This window comes from Chromobacterium phragmitis, assembly GCF_003325475.1.
Lineage (GTDB): Bacteria > Pseudomonadota > Gammaproteobacteria > Burkholderiales > Chromobacteriaceae > Chromobacterium > Chromobacterium phragmitis.
In genome coordinates, this window is record NZ_CP029495.1 from 3,271,461 (window position 1) to 3,287,712 (window position 16,252).

The following is a 16,252-nucleotide window of genomic DNA, read 5'->3' on the forward strand; positions in this document are numbered from 1 at the left end:
GTTTGGATGCCGCCAAGCAAAACAGCCGCCCATCAAGGCGGCTGTTGGCTGACTCCAGAAACCGGAGCGGCTTAGAAGTTGTGCTTGATCATGGCCCAGTAAATCGAGGATGTGTCCTTGGCGTGGCCATTGATGGTTTGCGCGTCGCGGTTTTCTTTCACCTGGCCGTAGCCGGCCTCCAGCAAGGTGCTCTTGCTGAGGGTGTAATCCAGGCCCAGCGCCCACTGCGAAGCGCCCAGCGTGTAGCGGGTGCCGTCCACCTTGGCGTTGTCGCGCTTGGAGTAGACGATGGAGGGCTTGAACTTGCCGATGGTGTAGGCGGCATTCAGGGCCCAGGCGGTGTTTTCCAGCTTGTTGACGCCGGTATTGATGACTGGGCTCAGGTTAGCGGTGCCGGGCAGCGCGCTTGCATTGCCGTAGAGAGTCACCCATTGGTAGGTTGCCGCCAGATACAGGCTGTCGCTGGTGTAACCGCCTTCGATGCGGTTGATGGTGCTGTTCTTGTTGGCGCCGGTATTCAGCTGGCTGCTGTAAACCCAGGCGCCGAAGAAGCCGGAGTTTTGGTAGCCGAGGCGCACGCCGTATTTTTCGCCTTGCTTCATTTGGCCGGCGGCGCGGCTTTCACCCGCGCCGTATTGAGCGGAGGCGTTGAAGCCGTAGAAATCGGGGGAGTCGTAGCGGATGCTGTTCTTGAAGCGGGAGTCGCCGTAGGCGCCGAACACATCAGTCGCTTCGTAGAGCGGGAAGCCTGCGCCCATGCTGTCGCGACGGGGCCCGTACAGGTTGTCGGTGGCTTCCGTGTCGCCGATCACGTCATTGATGTAGCCGACGCGCACGGTGCCGAAACCGCCTTCCAGTCCGACGAAGCTCTGACGGTTGGCCAAGGTGCCGGAGGCTGTCCCGGTGCCGCCCGCGCCATCGACGGTAAAGCCGGTTTCTACTTGCCAAATAGTTTTCAGGCCATTGCCCAGATCTTCTTTGCCGCGGAAGCCGATGCGGCTGCCGAAGTCGTCGACGCCGAAGGTCGAGCCGTAGTTGTTGTCGCTGTTCTTGGTGACGGAAACGCCGGCGCGCAGAGAGCCGTAGATATTGACATCGGCTTGCGCGAATGCCGGGATGGCCGCTGCGATGGCGGCGACGAGTGCGATTTTCTTCATTTTCTCTAAAACCCTTTGTTTCGATTTCTGCCCGAAGGCGCCTGCCAGCGGTGTTGTTTTTATTCCGCCGTACTAGGTTCGGCAGTGTGTCCGAGCGATGAGTTTTTCGTCAAGACATACTTCTTAACAGATAGGAACAAATTGCTGACATGACTATGTTGTAATTTTCTGCTGAACATCTATTCATTTTCATATTTTATTTTTTATCAAGTAGTTATTGTTAAAATTTGCTATTTTCTTCATTGTTAATGTTCCATGCCATGCCATTGGAATTATTTTAATATTGTAAATATTGATATCTTGTGTTGCATTTTGGCAATTTGCTGCAAATGCACATTTCATGACAAATGTTTTTTTCTCATGCAGAAAATAGCCGGATGAATGCTTGGCGGTCGACTTGACGCTGCGGGCGCGGGTTTGAGCGTGTGTTTGGCCATCGCCCAGTAGCCGCTGGCCGCGCTTTGACTCCCATCTGGCCTCCTGAGGGCAGTGCCGTCTTGTCGAGTTCTTCCGAGCGGGTTTCCTGAAGCGCAGGTTTGCGGCAGGCGGCCAGGGCTTTGCCGAGAAGCGGGCAGTCTCCTGAAAACGCCATTCATTTCATGTTTTGGGCATGGTGGGCCGGATCAGGCGATATCGGATCATGGTTGAGCAGGAGCGGCATCCATGCATGGGGCGGATGTGTCATGGCTGCTGCCGCATGCTCTGGATTGGGCGTACAATTGTCATTGTCTTTTTTAAGGGGCTGTCGTCATGATTTTTGCCAATCGCTATTTCCCGGTGACCCGCATGCGCAGAATGCGCAAGGCTGATTTCAGCCGCCGGTTGATGCGCGAGAACGTGCTGACCACCAACGACCTCATCTATCCGGTATTCGTGATGGAGGGCAGCAATCAGGTGGTGGACGTGCCGTCGATGCCGGGCGCGCCGCGCCTGACGCTGGACAAGCTGCTGCCGGTGGCCGAAGAGGCGCTGGAGCTGGGCATCCCGATGCTGTCGTTGTTTCCGGTGATCACCGGCAACAAGGACAATGAAGGCAGCGAGGCCTATAACCCGGACGGTTTGGTGCCGCGCGCGGTGCGCGAGCTGAAAAAACGCTTTCCGGAGCTGGGGGTGATGACCGACGGCGCGCTGGATCCATACACCATCCACGGCCAGGACGGCGTGATCGACGCCAACGGCTACGTGCTGAACGATGAAACCACCGAGATCCTGATCAAGCAGGGCCTGTGCCATGCCGAGGCCGGCGTCGACGTGTTCGGCCCGTCCGACATGATGGACGGCCGCATCGGCGCCATCCGCGAGGCGTTCGAAGAAGAGGGCTTCATCCACACCAAGATCCTGGCGTACTCCGCCAAGTATTCGTCCGGCTTCTACGGTCCGTTCCGCGACGCGCTGGGCTCGTCCGCCAACTTGGGCAAGGCCGACAAGAACAGCTACCAGATGGACCCGGCCAATATCGAAGAGGCGATCCAGGAAGTGGCGCAGGACCTGGAGGAGGGCGCCGACATGGTGATGATCAAGCCGGGCATGCCTTACCTGGACGTGATCCGCCGGGTCAAGGATACCTTCCATGTGCCCACCTTCGCCTATCAGGTGTCCGGCGAGTACGCGATGCTGAAGGCGGCGTTCCAGAACGGCTGGCTCAACGAAGAGAAGTGCATGATGGAAAGCCTGCTCGCCTTCAAGCGCGCCGGCGCCGACGGCATTCTCACCTATTTCGCGATGGACGCCGCCCGCCTGCTGCGCCAGCGCGGATAGGCGATAATATGAAGTGACGGACCGCACCCCTTGCCGCGAGCGCGGCAAGGGGTGTTCGTTTTGCGGAGACGAAGAATGGACGTGCTGCATTCCACCTGGTTCTGGCTGGCGGTGATCGCCGCGCCGGCCATCACCGCCGTTGGCGTGCTGGCCAGGCTGGCGCGGCGGGAGCCTCCCATCGAGCTGCCGCCAGGCGCGCGGCCGCTGCGTTGGGAGGGCGAGGACGAGCCGGAAATATGGCGGCAGGGTGACAGAGAGCCGCCAAAACGCTGACAACTGTCACTGCTAGCCCGCATGCGGCTGGGCTAGAATGGCGGCAGTTTTCGGCGCGCGTCCCAGAAGCGGCGCGCGATGCCCGCGGACGCGGCTTCGGTTCCCGCGTCCGGCCTATGCAAAGGACTGCCATGAATCACACTTATCTCGCTCACCTGCAAGCCACGCTGGCCCAGATCAAGGCCGACGGTTTCGAAAAACCGGAGCGCGTGATCGCCACGCCGCAAAGCGCCGATATCGCGCTGGCCGGCGGCGAGCATGTGCTGAACTTCTGCGCCAACAACTACCTGGGCCTGGCTGACGACAAGCGGCTGGTGCTGGCGGCCAAGGCCGGCATGGACCAGTATGGCTACGGCTGCGCCTCGGTGCGTTTCATCTGCGGCACCCAGTCTGTCCACAAGCAGCTGGAAAAATCGATCTCCGGTTTCCTCGGCGCCGACGACACCATCCTGTATTCCAGCTGTTTCGACGCCAACGGCGGCGTATTCGAAACCCTGCTGTCCGAAGAGGACGCGGTGATCTCGGACGAGCTGAACCACGCGTCCATCATCGACGGCGTGCGCCTGTCCAAGGCCAAGCGCTTCCGCTACAAGAACAACGACATGGCCGATCTGGAGGCGCAGCTGGTGGCCGCCGAAGCCGCCGGCGCCCGCTTCAAGCTGATCGTCACCGACGGCGTGTTCTCGATGGACGGCATCATCGCCGACCTGAAGGGCATCTGCGATCTGGCCGAACGCCACGACGCGCTGGTGATGGTGGACGATTCGCACGCGGTCGGCTTCATCGGCGAAACCGGCGCCGGCACGCCGGAATACTGCGGCGTGTCCGACCGCGTCGACATCTACACCGGCACGCTGGGCAAGGCGCTGGGCGGCGCCTCCGGCGGCTACGTCGCCGCGCACCAGCCCATCGTCGACTTGCTGCGCCAGCGCTCGCGCCCTTATCTGTTCTCCAATACGCTGGCCCCGGCCATCGCCGCCGCCAGCGTGGAAGTGCTGAACATCCTGAAGAGCGGCGAGGGCGCCGAGCTGCGCGCCAAGGTGCGCCGCAACGCCGAGCTGTTCCGAAAGGAAATGTCCGCCGCCGGCTTCACCCTGGTACCGGGCGAGCACCCGATCATCCCGGTGATGCTGGGCGATGCCCGCCTGGCCGGCGAAATGGCCGCCAAGCTGCTGGCCGAAGGCGTGTACGTGATCGGCTTCTCCTACCCGGTGGTGCCCAAGGGCAAGGCGCGCATCCGTACCCAGATGTCCGCCGCGCACAGCGAAGAGCAGGTGAAAAAAGCCGTGGCCGCGTTCATCAAGGTGGGCCGCGAGCTGGGCGTGATCTGATTTGACCGCATGACAAGCCGCGCGGGGTCCGCGCGGCCGCAAGGATAGAGACATGAAGGCGCTAGCCAAGCTGAAGGCCGCTCCCGGCCTGGAAATGACCGATGTTCCGCTGCCGGAAGTCGGCCACAACGATCTGTTGATCAAGATCGTCAAGACCGCGATCTGCGGCACCGACATCCATATCTGGAACTGGGACGAATGGTCGCAGAAGACCATCCCGGTGCCGATGCATGTCGGCCACGAGTACGTCGGCGTCGTCGCCGGCATGGGTTCGGAAGTGCAGGGCTTCCAGATCGGCCAGCGGGTGTCCGGCGAGGGCCACATCACCTGCGGACATTGCCGCAACTGCCGCGCCGGCCGCCGCCACCTGTGCCGCAACACCACCGGCGTGGGCGTCAACCGCGAAGGCGCGTTCGCCGAATACCTGGTGATTCCGGCCTTCAACGCCTTCCCGATCCCGGACGACATCTCCGACGATCTGGCCTCCATCTTCGACCCGTTCGGCAATGCCGTGCACACCGCGCTGAGCTTCAATCTGGTGGGCGAGGACGTATTGATCACCGGCGCCGGCCCGATCGGCATCATGGCGGTGGCCATCGCCAAGCACGTAGGCGCGCGCCACGTGGTCATCACCGACGTCAACGACTACCGGCTGGAGCTGGCGAAGAAGATGGGCGCCACCCGCGCCGTCAACGTCGCCAAGGAAGACCTGAAGGCGGTGATGCAGGAATTGCACATGACCGAAGGCTTCGACGTGGGGCTGGAAATGTCCGGCAACCCGCAGGCTTTCCGCCAGATGCTGGAAACGATGAACCACGGCGGCAAGGTGGCGCTGCTGGGCATCCCGCCGTCCAATACCGCCATCGACTGGAACCAGGTGATTTTCAAGGGTCTGGAAATCAAGGGCATTTACGGCCGCGAGATGTTCGAGACCTGGTACAAGATGGTGGCCTTGATCCAGTCCGGACTGGATATCCGCCCCATCATCACCCACCACTTCAAGGTGGACGAGTTCGAGCAGGGCTTCGCCGCCATGTTGTCCGGCCAGAGCGGCAAGGTGATCCTGGACTGGCGCTGAGCCGTCCGTTTTCTGTCGACAGCCCCGCAGGCGCGAGCTTGCGGGGCTATTTTCATTCCGGCGCGCCGGTTCCGGTGCGGAAAAAAGCCATCATGCGCCGCAGGTGGTCGGCCTGGGTGTTGAGTTGGTCGGAGGCGGCGGATAGCTGCTCCGAGGTGGAAGCGTTCATCTGGGTGGCCAGCGACAGGTGGCTGACCGCGGTATTGATCTGCTGCAGTCCTTCGCTTTGTTCCTGCGACGCCAGCGCGATTTCCTGCACCAGGTGCGCGGTGTTGCGGATGGCCGGCAGCATGTCGTTCAGCGCCGCTCCGGCCTGCTCCGCCGTCCGCACGCTGTCCTGGGCCAGCGAGCAGATGTCCCGGGCAGCTTGCTGGCTGTGCTCGGCCAGCTTGCGCACCTGGGCCGCCACCACGGTGAAGCCGCGGCCGTGGCTGCCGGCGTGGGCGGCTTCGATGGCGGCGTTCAGCGCCAGCAGATTGGTCTGGTAGGCGATATCGCCGATGACGTCGATGCGGCCGGCGATGTCGCGGATGGCGGCCACCGTGCGGTCGACCGCCTGGCTGCCGTCGCCGGCGCTGGCGGCGGATTGGCCGGCCATCGTGTCGGTGAGGTTGGCGTTTTCGGAATTCTGCGCCACGGTGGCGGCGATTTCTTCCACTGAGGCGCTGGTTTCTTCCAGGCTGGCCGCCTGTTGCGACGCGCTCTGGCTGAGCGCCTGCGCCGACGCGGCCACCTCGGACGAGGTGGCGTTCAACTGCTCGGCGTTGAGGCGCAGCTGCTCGATCACTTCGGTCAGCTTGTCCACCATCTGCCGCATCGCCGCCAGCACGCTGTGCTGGTCTCCGTCCCGCAGGCGGACGCTGACGGTCAGGTCGCCGCCGGCTACGCGACGGGCGATGGCGGCGACTTCGGCGGGCTCTCCGCCCACCTGGCGGAACAGGCCGCGGCCGATGTGGGCGATGGCCCCGGCCAGCAGCAGCAGGCTGACGCCGGCGATGGCGATGAACAGATCGCGGGTCTGGCGATAGGCGCCGCCGGCTTCGGCGATCTGTTCATCCAGCAGGCGTTCGAAGCCTTGCTGCATCGCATCGCTTTCACGCAGCAGGCGGTCAGTCATGTCGCGGTCGATGCCGCGCACCAGTTTGTCCACGGTTTGCCCTGCCTGAGGGTCCGTTTGGAGGAATGACGACAGCGCGGCGCGGTAGCGCTGGTTCAGTCTGCGATGCTCTTCTCTTGCCGCGTCTATCTTCCCGCTGGCTTGCCTGGCGTTTTTCATCGCGTCGGCGGCTTCGGCCAGCGAGCGGTCGACAATATCGCTTTCCTGATCAAAGGACGATAGGTAGCGCTGGTAGTCGCCGGGATCGTTGCCGCGCAGCAGGATGTCCTTCCAGTCCTGCACCTGTACTTTGAAATGCAGATTGGCCAACTGCATCGCATGATTGATCTTGCTGCCCCTGCTCACCTGCTCCAATTCGTCGCGGGTGCCCGTCGCCATGCTGTGGAGCTGGAAGAGGCCGGCGATGGCGAGGGCGAATAGAACGGCCAGATTGATCAGGGCCAGCAGCCAGAGGCGTTTTTTCATGCTGAGGGCTTGTCGCATAGGTGTTTCTTCGCATTGGAAAGCTTGCTCTCGGTATAGCCTGCTTGCGGTGTTTTCACGCGCGCGGCGGCGGTTGATCGCTGTCAATGAGCGCGCCGGCCGCATGCGGATAATCGTGATTGAACAAAATTGGCTTTGAAGATGGGAGCAATCATGATCGCGGTAATCGGCGCCGGCGTGTCCGGGCTATCCTGTGCTTGGTGGCTGCAGCGGCAGGGAGTGCCGGTGCGGGTGTATGAATCGGCCGGACGAGTGGGAGGCAAGGTGAGCACGCTGAAAGCGGAGGCGCTGTGCGAAATGGGGCCCAACACCCTGATGCTGGACGATGAGCTGCGGCAGTGGCTGGCCGAGCTGGGTTTGTCGCCGCTGTGGCCGGAGCAGGGGGCCGGGCTGCGCCACGTGCTGCAGCGCGGCCGCTACCGGCCGCTGCCGGCCGGCCCCTGGCAATTGATGGCGGGCGGTTTTCTCAGCTGGCCGGCCAAGTGGCAGCTATTGAAGGGTTTGCTGCGGCCGGGCAGCCCAGCCGAGGCCGAGGCCAGCCTGGCGGCATTCTGCCGCGGCCGCTTTGGCCAGGAGGTGCTGGACAAATTGCTGGAGCCGTTCGCCGGCGGAGTCTTCGCCGGCGATCCAGAGGAGTTGTCGCTGGCGGAGACCCTGCCCAAGCTGGCGCAGGCGGCCGGCCAGCCGGCGCCTTTGTGGCGGGGGCTGTGGCGGCAGCGCGGCGCGCGCGCGCGGATGTGCACGCTGCAGGGCGGCCTGCAGCAATTGCCGCAGCGGCTGGCGCAGGATCTGGACGTGAGGCTGGGCGCTCCGGTGACCGCGCTGCGTCGCGACGGCGCCGGTTGGCGGCTGCGGGCCGGCAGCGGCTGGGAGTGGGCGGACAAGGTGGTGTTGGCGCTGCCGGCGGGCGAGGCGGCGGAGCTGTTGCATCCGCTGGCGCCGGAGATGGCCGACGTATGCCGCCGCATCCCGTACGCGCCGCTGGCTGTGGTATCCACGCTGCTGGACGGCGATGCGGTAGAGCGGCCGCTGCCGGGCTACGGCGCGCTGCATCCTGGCGGGGAGGGAGCGTTGACGCTGGGGCATTTGACGGTCAGCAACATCTATCCGCACGTGTGTCCGGACGGCACGCGGCTGGTGACCAGCTTCATCGGCGGCCGCCGTCGGCGCGGGGTGCTGAACCAGAGCGACGACGCGCTGCTGGCAGGTCTGAACGAAGAGCTGGAGCGCCTGTTCGGCGCGCGCGGCAAGCCATTGGCGCAGCACCTGGTTCGCTGGCCGCAGGCGCTGCCGCAGGGCACCGCGCTGCAGCGCCGGCTGCGGCGGGCGGCCGAGCCCTGGAGCGGCAGGGGGCTATACCTGTGCGCCAACTGGTTGGACGGCGCATCGCTGCCGGACTGCCTTAGAAAGGGGCGCCGGCTGGCCCGCCAGCTGGCCGGGCGGGAGCCCGGCTTTGCGTGAGCGGCGTCAGGCGGTAGAATCGACCCTTGTTTCTTAATTTCGCCAACAGCAACCTTTATGCTTACCTTCCAGGAAATCATCCTCACGCTCCAGCATTACTGGAACCGCCAGGGCTGCGCGCTCTTGCAGCCGTACGACACCGAAGTGGGCGCCGGCACCTCCCATACCGCCACCTTCCTGCGCGCGCTGGGGCCTGAGCCCTGGAACGCCGCCTATGTGCAGCCGAGCCGCCGCCCCAAGGACGGCCGCTACGGCGAGAACCCGAACCGCCTGTTCCAGCACCACCAGTTCCAGGTGGTGCTGAAGCCGTCGCCGTCCAATATCCAGGAGTTGTACCTGGGCTCGCTGCAGGAGCTGGGACTGGACCCGACGGTGCAGGACATCCGCTTTGTGGAGGACAACTGGGAAAACCCGACGCTGGGCGCCTGGGGCCTGGGTTGGGAAGTGTGGCTGAACGGCATGGAGGTGACCCAGTTCACCTACTTCCAGCAAGTGGGCGGCCTGGACTGCAAGCCGGTGCTGGGCGAGATCACCTACGGTCTGGAGCGCCTGGCGATGTATCTGCAGGGCGTGGAAAACGTTTACGACCTGATCTGGACCCACTTGCCGGACGGCCAGCCGGTCACCTACGGCAATGTGTTCTATCAGAACGAAGTGGAGCAGTCGAAGTACGCGTTCGAGCACAGCAACGTCGAGTTGTTGTTCCGCCAGTTCAACGACTACGAAGCCGAAGCCAAGACGTTGCTGGAGGCCAGCCTGCCGCTGCCGGCCTACGAGATGATCCTGAAGGCGGGCCATACCTTCAATCTGCTGGACGCCCGCGGCTCCATTTCGGTGACCGAGCGCGCGGCCTACATCGGACGCATCCGCAATCTGTCGCGCGGCGTGGCGCAGGCGTATTACGACGCCCGCGAGGCGCTGGGCTTCCCGATGTGTCGCAAGGACTGACCTGTTTGCCTATGCTGTTAGGACCGGCGGCCGGGGCCGCCAGGCCTGACAGGGGATGGATATGAGAATCAAAGCCGCGCTCTGGCTGATGTTGGCGCTGCCGGCATGGGTCCAGCCCCAGCCCGCCGCAGACTGGGTGGTGTATCAGGACGGCGCCCAGCTGCAGTTGGCGATAGACGGCAACGCGTTGTGGCTGGGCAAGGACGGGCTGGTGCATTTCATCAACCAGGAACGCTTCGCCAAGCAGCGCTACGAGAAATCGTACCGGCTTCATTTTTATATCCGACGCACCACCGGTTACGCCGATTGCAAGCAGTACCAGTACGTGTTTGTCGGTTCCGAGTATTTCGACAAGAACAACAAGCACCTGTTTTCCACCATGTTCCCGGTGCCGCGCCATGCGTGGAAGTGGCAGCCGGTGAGCCAGGATTCGGTCGCCCACACCATGATGAAGGTGATTTGCGACGCGGCCGGATCCGCGAACCAATAATCGAAACCGAAGAGAATGAACGCCACCCTGTTGATAGAACTCCTGACCGAGGAGCTGCCGCCCAAGGCCCTGCCGCGTCTGGCCGCGAGTTTTGCCCAGACCATCGCCGAAGAATTGAAGAAGGCGCAATTCGCCGCCGCCGACGCCGAGGCGGTGGTGTATGCGTCGCCGCGCCGCCTGGCGGTGCAACTGCCCGGCGTGCTCGCCGTGCAACCCGACCAGCACGTCACCCGCCAGGGTCCGGCCGTGGCCGCCGGCATGAAGGACGGCCAGCCGACGCCGGCGCTGGCTGGCTTCGCCCGCTCCTGCGGCGTGGAGGTGTCCGCGCTGTCCATCGTCAACAACGGCAAGCAGGACGTCTACGCCTATTCCAGCGCCAAGGCCGGCGAAGCGTTGTCTACGGCGCTGGCCGATGTGGTGACGCTGGCGCTGAAGAAGCTGCCGGTGCCCAAGTTGATGCGCTGGGGCGACTCCGACGTGCAGTTCGTCCGTCCGGTGCACGGCCTGATCATGCTGCACGGCGACAAGGTGATTGACGGCGAGGTGCTGGGCCTGAAGAGCGGCAACGCCACCCGCGGCCACCGTTTCCTGTCGCAGGGCGAAGTGAGCATCGCCAACGCCGACGCCTACGCCCGCGCCATGCATGAGCAGGGCAAGGTGATCGCCAGCTTCGACGCGCGCCGCGAGCTGATCCGCCACAAGCTGGCCGAGGCCGCCGCCAAGCTCGGCGCCACCATCGCCGCGCCGGACGAGCTGTTCGATGAAGTGGCCGCGCTGGTGGAGTGGCCGGTGGTGCTGGAGGCCGGCTTCGAGGCCGAATTCCTGAATGTGCCGCAAGAGTGCCTGATCCTGACCATGCAGCAGAATCAGAAGTACTTCCCGCTATTGGACCAGAACGGCAAGTTGATGAACCGTTTCCTGCTGGTGTCCAATATCGCGCCGCAAGATCCGTCCTTCGTCGTCGGCGGCAACGAGCGCGTCTTGCGCGCCCGCCTGTCCGACGCCAAGTTCTTCTTCGAGCAGGACAAGAAGCATCGTCTGGACAGCCGGCTGCCGCGTCTGGCAAATGTGGTGTACCACAACAAGATCGGCAGCCAGCTGGAACGCGTCGAGCGTCTGCAAAGCATCGCCGGCGCCATCGCCCATTTGCTGGGCGCCGACGCCGCGCTGGCCGCCCGCGCCGCTTATCTCGCCAAGGCCGATCTGGTGACCGACATGGTCGGCGAGTTCCCGGAGCTGCAGGGCATCATGGGCATGTATTACGCCCAGCATGACGGCGAGCACGCCGAAGTGGCCGCCGCCATCGAGGGCCATTACCACCCGCGCTTCGCCGGCGACACGTTGCCGGAAGGCAAGATCGCCACCGCCGCGGCGCTGGCCGACAAGCTGGAAGCCATCGTCGGCATCTGGGGCATCGGCCTGATTCCGACCGGCGACAAGGACCCGTTCGCGCTGCGCCGCGCCGCGCTGGGCGTGGTGCGCATGGCGCTGGAGGCCGATCTGGACCTGAAGGCGCTGCTGGCTGCGGTGGCTGAGGCCTTCCCGGCCGGCAAGCTGTCCGCCAATGTCGCCGACGAGGTATTCGGCTTCATGATGGACCGCCTGAAGAACTATCTGGCAGCCGACTACAAGGGCGACGAGATCGACGCCGTGCTGGCGCTGCAGCCCAGCCGCATTCATGAAGTGCGCGCGGTGCTGGCCGCCGTGGCCGGCTTCAAGGCGTTGCCGGAAGCGGCTGCATTGGCCGCCGCCAACAAGCGCGTCAACAACATCCTGAAGAAGGCCGAGGGCGAAGTCGGCGTGGTGGACGCCGCGCTGCTGCAGGAAGCCGCCGAGCAGGCGCTGTACGCCGCGGTGCAGGAACTGGCCCCGGCGGTGGAGGCCAAGTTCGCCGCCCACGATTTCTCAGGCGCCCTGTCGCAGCTGGCCAGCCTGAAGGCGCCGGTGGACGCGTTCTTCGACGGCGTGATGGTGATGGCCGAAGACGCCAAGGTGCGGGCCAACCGCATCGCGCTGCTGGCCAGCCTGGCCGCGCTGTTCAATCGCGTGGCCGATATTTCGCTGCTGGCGGAATAAGCGGCGGGAAACATCGTACCTGGATGGGAGGCGGCCGCGGCGACGCGGCCGGCCTCCCGTTTTGACAAGAAGCCTGCGAGAAAGGATTATCGGGTGAAGCTAGTCATTCTCGACCGCGACGGCGTGATCAACGAGGATCGCGACGATTACGTGAAAAACAGCCTGGAGTGGGTGCCGCTGGAGCACAGCCTGGAGGCGATCGCCAACCTGACCCAGTCCGGCTGGCGCGTGGTGGTGGCCACCAACCAGTCCGGCATCGCCCGCGGCCTGTTCGACATGCACGCGCTGAACGCGATGCACGAGAAGATGCACCGGCTGGTGGGCCAGGCCGGCGGCCGCATCGACGCGGTGGTGTTCTGTCCGCACGGGCCGGACCATGGCTGCGAATGCCGCAAGCCGCTGCCGGGCATGGTGCTGGAGATCGCCGAGCGCTTCAACGTCAAGCTGGAGGGGTTGCCGATGATAGGCGACAGCCTGCGCGACCTGGAGTCCATCGCCGCCGTCGGCGGCCTGCCCATCCTGGTGAAGACCGGCAAAGGCGCCAAGACGCTGGCCAAGGGCGGCCTGCCGGAAAGCGCGCTGGTGTTCAACGACCTGTACGATGCCGCCGAGCATCTGATCAACCATCATTGAGGTAGAGACTGCAAGCATGATTGGTTTGTGGATACGCAATCTATTGTACTGGGTGGTGCTGATCGTCATCACGCCGGTGTTCTTTTTCCTGCTGATGCTGGCCGCGCCGTTGCCGCGCCGCCGCCGCCACGTGCTGGGCGTCAGCTGGGCGATGACGCTGTTCTGGATGCTGGAGCACGTGATCGGCCTGAAATACAAGGTGGTCGGACGGGAGAACATTCCGGCGGTGCCGTCGGTGATCGCGTCCAAGCACCAGTCCGGCTGGGAAACCCTGGCGCTGCAGAAGATCTTCCCGTGGCAGGTGTACGTGGCCAAGCGCGAGCTGACCTGGATCCCCATCTTCGGTTGGGGCCTTGTGTTGATGAATCCCATCATCATCAATCGCTCCGATCGCGCGCGCGCCAACCAGCGCCTGCTGGACCAGGGCCTGGAACGCAAGCGCCACGGCTTCTGGATCACCGTGTTCCCGGAAGGCACCCGCACCAAGCCTGGCGTGGGCGGCAAGTACAAGCTGGGCGCGGCGCGGATGGCCAAGCAGTTCGACATGCCGATGGTGCCGGTGGCGCACAACGCCGGCGAGTTCTGGCCGCGCAACGCCTTCCTGAAATATCCGGGCGAGATCACCGTGGTGGTCGGTCCCGCCATTTACCCCGGCGCGGATACGGGACCCGAAGCGATGACCGCCGAGGCCGAAGCCTGGATCGAGGCACGCCAGCGCGAAATCGGCGGCGTCGGCCCGTTCGCCCATCCCGATGAAAAACGACAGCGTCTGGCACCGCCTGCCTCTGCCTGACGGCGAGGCGCCGGTGTTGCTGACCCGGCGGCCCCGCCAGAGCATAGGCATCAAGGTGAGCGGCGGGGTGGTGGAACTGATCGCCGCGCCGGGTGTCAGTCAACAGCGCCTGCATCAGGTGCTGCGGCAGCGCTACGACTGGATCGTCGGCCATGTGCTGCGCCAGCGCAGCCAGCTGGCGGCGGGCGAGGACCTGAGTCGGCTGTGCGTGCTGGGCGAGCCGCTGGCCTTGCGGCTGATGGGCGGCGCGCGCAAAACGGCGCGCCGCGAGGGAGGCGAGCTGCTGGTGTCCGGCGTGGCCGCCGGCGATGCCGCCGGCCTGAAGGCCATATTGGCCACATTCCTGAAACGCGAGGCGGCTGCGCTGTTTCCCGGCCGCCTTTCCTCATTGGCGGCGAATTGTCGCCGCAAACCAAGCGGGTTGCAATTGTCGTCGGCGCGCACGCGCTGGGGCAGTTGCAGCGCCGACGGCCGAATCCGCCTCAATTGGAGGCTGATGCAGGCGCCGCTGGCGGTGGTCGATTACGTGATCGCCCACGAACTGGCCCACCTCGAACACATGAATCACTCGCCGGCGTTCTGGGCCGAGACCGAGCGTCTTTGCCCGGGCTGGCGAGATGCCCGCCGTTGGTTGCGACAGCACGGCGGCGGCCTGTTTGTCTTGGATTGATCTTTAAAAGGAAAACGCCATGAGAATGCTCCATACCATGCTGCGCGTCGGCAACCTCGAGCGCTCGATCGCCTTCTACCAGGAAGTGCTGGGCATGAAGCTGCTGCGCCGCAATGATTTCCCGGAGGGCCGCTTCACCCTGGCTTTCGTCGGTTACGGCGACGAAGCGGACCACACTGTGCTGGAGCTGACCCACAACTGGGATACCGAGTCCTACGACCTGGGCAACGGCTACGGCCACATCGCCATCGAGGTGGAGGACGCCTATGCCGCCTGTGACATGGCGCGCGCCCAAGGCGGCAAAGTCACCCGCGAAGCCGGCCCGATGAAGCACGGCATCACCGTGATCGCCTTTATCGAGGACCCGGACGGCTACAAGATCGAATTCATCCAGAAGGGCAGCCATTAAGCGGCTCCGATGAAAGGCGGGAGGGGCCGCCCAGGCGGACCGGCACCCGGAGCCGGTTCGCCTTCCGCAACAACAACCGGGACGTTCTGGCGGCCGACCGGCCGCATTCGGGATACCAGGGCATCTGCCCGCTCAGGAAGGACTGATGAATAAAAAACTGATCGCACTGGCGGGAGGGCTGCTGCTCCCCGCGCTCGCTTTTGCCGGCGACCTTGACGGCGCCGCCCTCGGCCTAAGCTGGGGCGTGCCGTTCGCCGGCATCCTGTTGTCCATCGCGCTGTTCCCGATGCTGGCGCCCGGCATCTGGCACCACCATTTCGGCAAGATCACCGCGGTGTGGACCGCGCTGTTCCTGCTGCCGTTCGCCGCCGCCTTCGGGTTGGGGCAAACCGGCGAGCTGGTTTTGCACGCGCTGTTCACCGAATACATACCGTTCATCGTGCTGCTGTTCGCGCTGTACACCGTGTCCGGCGGCATCCTGGTGTGGGGCTCGCTGCACGGCTCGCCCAAGCTGAACACCGGCATCCTGGCGATAGGCACGCTGCTGGCCTCGATCATGGGGACCACCGGCGCCGCCATGCTGCTGATCCGTCCGCTGCTGAAGGCCAATGAGGGCCGCAAGCGCAATGTGCACGTGGTGGTGTTCTTCATCTTCCTGGTGGCCAACGTCGGCGGCGGCCTGACGCCGCTGGGTGATCCGCCGTTGTTCCTGGGCTTTCTCAAGGGCGTGACTTTCGGCTGGACTTTCGAGCACATGCTGGCGCCGGTGGCGCTGCTGGCCGCGATGCTGCTGGTCATCTTTTACTTCCTGGACCGCCACCTGTACGCCAAGGAGGCGAAGGAGGGCACGCTGAAGCCGGTGGACACCAGCCGCGACAAGCCGCTCAAGCTCTACGGCAAGCGCAACTTCTGGCTGCTGGCCGGGGTGGTGGGCGCGGTGTTGATGTCCGGCTTTTGGAAGCCCGGCATCGAAATCCATCTGCCCGGCGCGCATCTGGAGCTGCAGAACCTGCTGCGCGACCTGACATTGGTGCTGCTGGCCTTCGCCTCGCTGTGGATCACGCCCAAGCAAGTGCGCGCCGGCAATGAATTCAACTGGCTGCCGATTCTGGAGGTGGGCAAGCTGTTCGCCGGTATTTTCATCACCATCGCGCCGGTGATCGCCATCTTGCGCGCGGGCGACCACGGCGCGCTGGCCAGCCTGGTGCAGGCGGTGTCCGGTCCCGACGGCAAGCCGCTGGACGGCATGTATTTCTGGATGACCGGCATTCTGTCTAGTTTCCTCGACAACGCGCCGACCTATCTAGTGTTCTTCAACCTGGCCTCCGGCGACGCCGCCGAGCTGATGGGGCCGCTGGCCAGCACCTTGCTCGCCATCTCCATGGGCGCGGTGTTCATGGGCGCGATGACTTATATCGGCAACGCGCCCAACTTCATGGTCAAGGCCATCGCCGAGCACCGCCACGTCAAGATGCCGGGCTTCTTCGGCTACATGATGTGGTCCGGCGCGGTGCTGCTGCCTTGCTTCGTGCTGCTGACGCTGGCGTTTTTTCATTTCTGAGTTCGATAGCGCTC

Annotated in this window: 15 protein-coding genes; 13 read left to right on the plus strand and 2 right to left on the minus strand. The window is 64.4% G+C overall.

All coding sequences use genetic code 11. The features are described 5' to 3' along the window. Positions 1-71: 71 nt before the first annotated feature. Positions 72-1,157 carry a porin gene (locus DK842_RS15500; protein WP_114062248.1) on the minus strand — a complete coding sequence of 362 codons (1,086 nt, stop codon included), beginning with the start codon at positions 1,155-1,157 and terminating at the stop codon, positions 72-74. A 750-nt stretch (positions 1,158-1,907) separates the two neighbouring features. Here DK842_RS15500 and hemB point away from each other — a divergent pair. The 4 genes from hemB (at position 1,908) to tdh (ending at position 5,597) form a co-directional block, all read left to right on the plus strand. Further along, complete coding sequence (gene hemB / locus DK842_RS15505; RefSeq protein ID WP_114062249.1) at positions 1,908-2,915, plus strand: porphobilinogen synthase; 1,008 nt, start codon at positions 1,908-1,910, stop codon at positions 2,913-2,915. A 75-nt stretch (positions 2,916-2,990) separates the two neighbouring features. Next, the gene (locus DK842_RS15510; RefSeq protein ID WP_114062250.1) at positions 2,991-3,188 is read left to right on the plus strand and encodes a hypothetical protein; all 198 of its coding nucleotides are present in this window, start codon (positions 2,991-2,993) and stop codon (positions 3,186-3,188) included. A 131-nt stretch (positions 3,189-3,319) separates the two neighbouring features. Continuing rightward, positions 3,320-4,519: a glycine C-acetyltransferase gene (locus DK842_RS15515; RefSeq protein ID WP_114062251.1), complete on the plus strand. Its 1,200-nt coding sequence runs from the start codon at positions 3,320-3,322 to the stop codon at positions 4,517-4,519. Between the two features lie 52 nt (positions 4,520-4,571). Beyond that, positions 4,572-5,597: an L-threonine 3-dehydrogenase gene (gene tdh / locus DK842_RS15520; RefSeq protein WP_114062252.1), complete on the plus strand. Its 1,026-nt coding sequence runs from the start codon at positions 4,572-4,574 to the stop codon at positions 5,595-5,597. 52 nt (positions 5,598-5,649) lie between these two features. Here tdh and DK842_RS23930 read toward each other — a convergent pair whose 3' ends face one another. After that, a complete protein-coding gene (locus DK842_RS23930; protein ID WP_232538499.1) occupies positions 5,650-7,179 on the minus strand; it encodes a methyl-accepting chemotaxis protein in 1,530 nt (509 codons plus the stop codon). A gap of 171 nt (positions 7,180-7,350) precedes the next feature. Here DK842_RS23930 and hemG point away from each other — a divergent pair, with 171 nt between their 5' ends. The 9 genes from hemG (at position 7,351) to DK842_RS15570 (ending at position 16,238) form a co-directional block, all read left to right on the plus strand. Further along, positions 7,351-8,658 carry a protoporphyrinogen oxidase gene (gene hemG / locus DK842_RS15530; RefSeq protein ID WP_168191928.1) on the plus strand — a complete coding sequence of 436 codons (1,308 nt, stop codon included), beginning with the start codon at positions 7,351-7,353 and terminating at the stop codon, positions 8,656-8,658. 57 nt (positions 8,659-8,715) lie between these two features. Beyond that, on the plus strand, positions 8,716-9,606 hold the full coding sequence (glyQ, locus tag DK842_RS15535; protein ID WP_114062254.1) for a glycine--tRNA ligase subunit alpha: 891 nt from the start codon (positions 8,716-8,718) through the stop codon (positions 9,604-9,606). A 61-nt stretch (positions 9,607-9,667) separates the two neighbouring features. Continuing rightward, positions 9,668-10,096, plus strand: coding sequence for a surface-adhesin E family protein (locus DK842_RS15540; protein WP_114063762.1), 429 nt, complete (start codon positions 9,668-9,670; stop codon positions 10,094-10,096). Between the two features lie 15 nt (positions 10,097-10,111). Next, positions 10,112-12,172: a glycine--tRNA ligase subunit beta gene (glyS, locus tag DK842_RS15545; protein ID WP_114062255.1), complete on the plus strand. Its 2,061-nt coding sequence runs from the start codon at positions 10,112-10,114 to the stop codon at positions 12,170-12,172. 93 nt (positions 12,173-12,265) lie between these two features. Further along, positions 12,266-12,805, plus strand: a complete 540-nt coding sequence (gene gmhB / locus DK842_RS15550) for a D-glycero-beta-D-manno-heptose 1,7-bisphosphate 7-phosphatase (RefSeq protein ID WP_114062256.1) — start codon at positions 12,266-12,268, stop codon at positions 12,803-12,805. Positions 12,806-12,821: 16 nt separating this feature from the next. Beyond that, positions 12,822-13,598, plus strand: coding sequence for a lysophospholipid acyltransferase family protein (locus tag DK842_RS15555; RefSeq protein ID WP_114062257.1), 777 nt, complete (start codon positions 12,822-12,824; stop codon positions 13,596-13,598). Then, on the plus strand, positions 13,558-14,268 hold the full coding sequence (locus tag DK842_RS15560; RefSeq protein WP_114062258.1) for a M48 family metallopeptidase: 711 nt from the start codon (positions 13,558-13,560) through the stop codon (positions 14,266-14,268). Before DK842_RS15555 ends, DK842_RS15560 begins: the two co-directional genes overlap by 41 nt. Positions 14,269-14,287: 19 nt before the next feature. Further along, positions 14,288-14,677, plus strand: coding sequence for a lactoylglutathione lyase (gene gloA, locus DK842_RS15565; protein ID WP_114062259.1), 390 nt, complete (start codon positions 14,288-14,290; stop codon positions 14,675-14,677). A gap of 145 nt (positions 14,678-14,822) precedes the next feature. After that, entirely contained in the window at positions 14,823-16,238 is a 1,416-nt protein-coding gene (locus DK842_RS15570) for a sodium:proton antiporter (protein ID WP_114062260.1), read from the plus strand. Positions 16,239-16,252 lie beyond the last annotated feature (14 nt).